Raw genomic sequence first — 3328 nt, forward strand, 5'->3', positions numbered from 1 at the left:
CCAGTGCCGGTGCCTTCCCTCGTCGCTCATCCGCTTCGCTCCTTCGCTCCTCAGTCCAGACACCGGCGCGCCCAAGCCAAGAACAGTCCCCGGGTGACCGGGGGTGAGGCGGGTCCCGGTCCGGACGGCGGGACGTCCCTACGGGCGGCGGCGCAGGGCGCCGAAGGCGAGCGTGATCAGGCCGGAGACGAGAAAGGCACCCAGGGAGGCGCTCATCCAGGGCTGTGGGGTGAAGCCGACGGCCTGTCTGGCGCCGTTCCAGATCGCCGCCCACCAGGAGACCTGGGAGGGAGCCGCGAGCATCCACCAGGTGACGAAGCCGAGCGCCCAGGGGACCACCATGAGCAGGCGGGAGGGTGCGTTCTCCGAGATGTCCCAGTTCCTGCCCCTGCCAAGCAGGAAGTAGTCGACCGCGAGCACGCCGAACATCGGCACGAAGACCGCGCCGATGATACTGAGGAAGGCGCCGTAGGAGTTCACGTCGACGACGAGGGCGACGGCGGTGGTCAGCACGCCGATGGCCACCGAGAAGACACGGCGGTCGACCCTCGGCATCAGGTTCTGCAGCGACATCGCGGTCGAGTAGACGTTCGCGAACGACTGGTCGGTCTCGCGCAGCACGAGGATGCCGAAGAAGAGCGCGCCCAGCGGGGCCGCGACGAACGGCGCGAACACGGCGGTCGGCTGGTTCTGCACCACGCTGTGCCCCGCGAGCGCCACCGCGTAGACGCCGACGGCCAGACAGGCCACCTGGGCGATGGTGTAGCCGCCGACGACGCCGGTGAAGGCCGCGCGGCTGGAACGCGAGTGCCTGGCGTAGTCGGCCGCGACCGGCACCCAGGAGACGGAAAGCGCGACCACGAAGTCAACGGCCGCGGCGAAGGCGTCCCATGAACCGCCGGTCTGGGCAGGGGTCTCGCGCAGGAAGACCACTGCGAACCAGGCGATGGAGATGACCACCCCGATCGTGACGAACCGCCTGAGCAGCCTGATGGCTCCCAGCGGATAGATGGTCAGCGCCGTCGTCAGGACTCCCGCCGCGATCGCCCAGACCGCATAGGGAACCGATTCCCCGAAGATCGCCTGCGCGCCCATCGCGACGACCCACAGCTCGAACGCGCCCCAGCCGATCATCTGAATGATGTTGAGCACGGTCGGGACGTAGGAGAGCTTGGCGCCGAACAGGCCGCGCAGCAGCACCATCGCGGGCTGGCCGGTCTGCACCCCGGGGACGGCGGCGAGCCCGACCATCGCGGTACCGATGAGGCTGCCGACCAGGGCGGCGAGCAGCGCCGCGCCAAAGGTGAGCGGGTTGTCGTCACCCAGCGGGTTGATCAGGAAGAGCGCGAAGGAGAAGCCGAGCAGGCTGACGCCCAGGTTGGCCCAGAACGCGCCCTGGTCGAGCATGCCGAGGGTCTTCGGGGGCGCCTGGTCAAGGGTGAGGGGTGCCTCGGCATGCTTGGAATGAATGACGTCAGACGTCATGATGCGCTCCCTACGCCGGCATTACCCGGACAGGTTCTGCGGTCGGCGACAGCCGTAGTCGCCCTCTCAGCCTGGTTGCCCCAAGCTCCCGCGTTTGCTTACGTGCCGAACTGGGATCAGCCCAGTTCGCGCCCCCATAATGCACTATTAGTCCACTTCCGGCTACTTCCCCCCTGGCGAGAGAGTCGGCACAGGGTGCATCCGCAGACGTCCGCGAAAGTACAGCTAAGTTCGCTGCGGTAGCTGTACTTCGTAGCTGTATCGAACGGCCAACGACCTGCCGAAACGTATGGCCGACCTCGCGCGCCGAGCCAGCCGACCGAAGGACACCGAGCACCATCCCCCGCTGACCACCACTCGCCCGACCCGGACACGGACGGGCGGTGTCGGCCAATGAGGCGGTCAAGGTGTTCACCAAGGGCGCCGCGCCCGGGCTGCTTCAACCGCCGATCAACATGCTGCGGCTCATACTCCATCCGGAGGGCATGGCGCCCAGGGGGCGCAACATGGCGCAGTGGGGCCAGCACGTCATTGAGAACCTGCGCGCCAGAGCCCGGCTCTGGCGCTCGGTGTCAGCTCGCGAGCGAAGCCGGGCGGGTGATCGTGTTCTCCGACGCCGTATCGATGACCTCGTCCAGGACGTCGCGGGAGCGAAGCAGATCAGTGATCATGCGGTTGATGCGATCACGTTCCGCGGTGAGCGTTTCGACCAGCGCCGGGGTTGCGATCTCGTTCGGGCGACCGTCCGCGTCTCTCACGCAGGGCAGCAGTTGTGCGATCTTCTTGCTGTTCAGGCCCGCCGCATAGAGCACCTGAATGCGCACGACGCGGTCGACCGCCCACTCGCCGTATTCCCGGTGGCCGCCGGGGGTGCGCTCCGCGCGTAGCAATCCTTGGGCCTCGTAGTAGCGCAGAGAGCGCTCGCTCACCCCGCTGCGTCGCGCAAGCTCACCGATCCGCATTCCTCACCCCGCGTGACGACGACTTGAATCTGACGTCAATGTCAACTTCTACCATGCCGCCGTGACAATCACCCCGTCCAGGGAGGAAACATCGATGAGTGACCTGACCGGCAAGGTGGCACTGGTGACCGGCGGCAGCCGCGGGATCGGTGCGGCGATATCGAAAAGACTGGCCGAGGCGGGGGCGGCGGTCGCGCTGACCTACGTCCAGGCGGCGGACCAGGCACGCGAGGTCGCCAAGGAGATCGAGGCCAAGGGCGGCAGAGCCCTGGCCATCCAGGCCGACCTGGCCCATGCGACGGCCGCGGCAGAGGCGGTGGAGCAGACGGTGCGAGAGCTGGGCCGCATTGACATCCTGGTGAACAACGCGGGCTTCCTCACCTACGGCCCGGTGGCGGAGGTGTCCGCCGCGGAACTGGACCGGGTACTCGCCGTGGACATCCGGTCGGTGTTCCTGGCCGCCCAGGCCGCCGCCCGGCACATGGGCGACGGCGGGCGGATCATCAGCATCGGGTCGTGCTTCAACGGGCGCGTTCCCGGCTCGAACTTCGTCCTGCAGGCGACGGCCAAGTCCGCGCTCATCGGGCTGACCAAGGGACTCGCCCGGGAGTTGGGGCCGATCGGGATCACCGCCACCATTGTGGACCCGGGCCCGATCGACACCGACATGAACCCGGCCGACGGCGAGACCGCCGATTTCCAGCGCTCTCTCACCGCCCTGGGGCGTTACGGCGAGACCGAGGACATCGCCGCCGCGGTGGCCTATCTGGCGGGTCCCGGTGGCCGCTACATCACCGGTACCGCCCTCGCCGTGGACGGCGGGTACACCACCTGACGGCGAGCCGCCCCCGTCCGCCCATGGCCGCCCGGCCGGCCATGGG

3 protein-coding genes, 1 pseudogene and 1 riboswitch are annotated in these 3328 nt (G+C 68.4%); of the genes and pseudogenes, 2 read left to right on the plus strand and 2 right to left on the minus strand.

The features are described 5' to 3' along the window. Positions 1-138 precede the first annotated feature (138 nt). On the minus strand, positions 139-1485 hold the full coding sequence (locus AB0395_RS47890; protein ID WP_366294974.1) for a cytosine permease: 1347 nt from the start codon (positions 1483-1485) through the stop codon (positions 139-141). After that, positions 1476-1587: riboswitch (TPP riboswitch) on the minus strand. (Overlaps the previous gene by 10 nt.) Before the next feature lie 305 nt (positions 1588-1892). On the opposite strand from AB0395_RS47890, the pseudogene AB0395_RS47895 reads away from it, so the two are divergent. Continuing rightward, positions 1893-2144: pseudogene (locus AB0395_RS47895) on the plus strand (hypothetical protein); the annotation flags it as partial. Here the strand turns inward: AB0395_RS47895 and AB0395_RS47900 are convergent. Beyond that, positions 2058-2447 (minus strand): MerR family transcriptional regulator, encoded by a 390-nt coding sequence (locus AB0395_RS47900; protein ID WP_366294976.1) that lies wholly within the window; start codon positions 2445-2447, stop codon positions 2058-2060. The pseudogene AB0395_RS47895 and the gene AB0395_RS47900 sit on opposite strands and share 87 nt — an antisense overlap. A gap of 94 nt (positions 2448-2541) precedes the next feature. Between AB0395_RS47900 and AB0395_RS47905 the strand changes: the two genes are divergently transcribed. Next, a complete protein-coding gene (locus AB0395_RS47905; RefSeq protein ID WP_366294979.1) occupies positions 2542-3282 on the plus strand; it encodes an SDR family oxidoreductase in 741 nt (246 codons plus the stop codon). Positions 3283-3328: the final 46 nt, after the last annotated feature.

It is taken from the genome of Streptosporangium sp. NPDC051023 (genome assembly GCF_040689595.1).
Taxonomy (GTDB): Bacteria; Actinomycetota; Actinomycetes; order Streptosporangiales; family Streptosporangiaceae; genus Streptosporangium.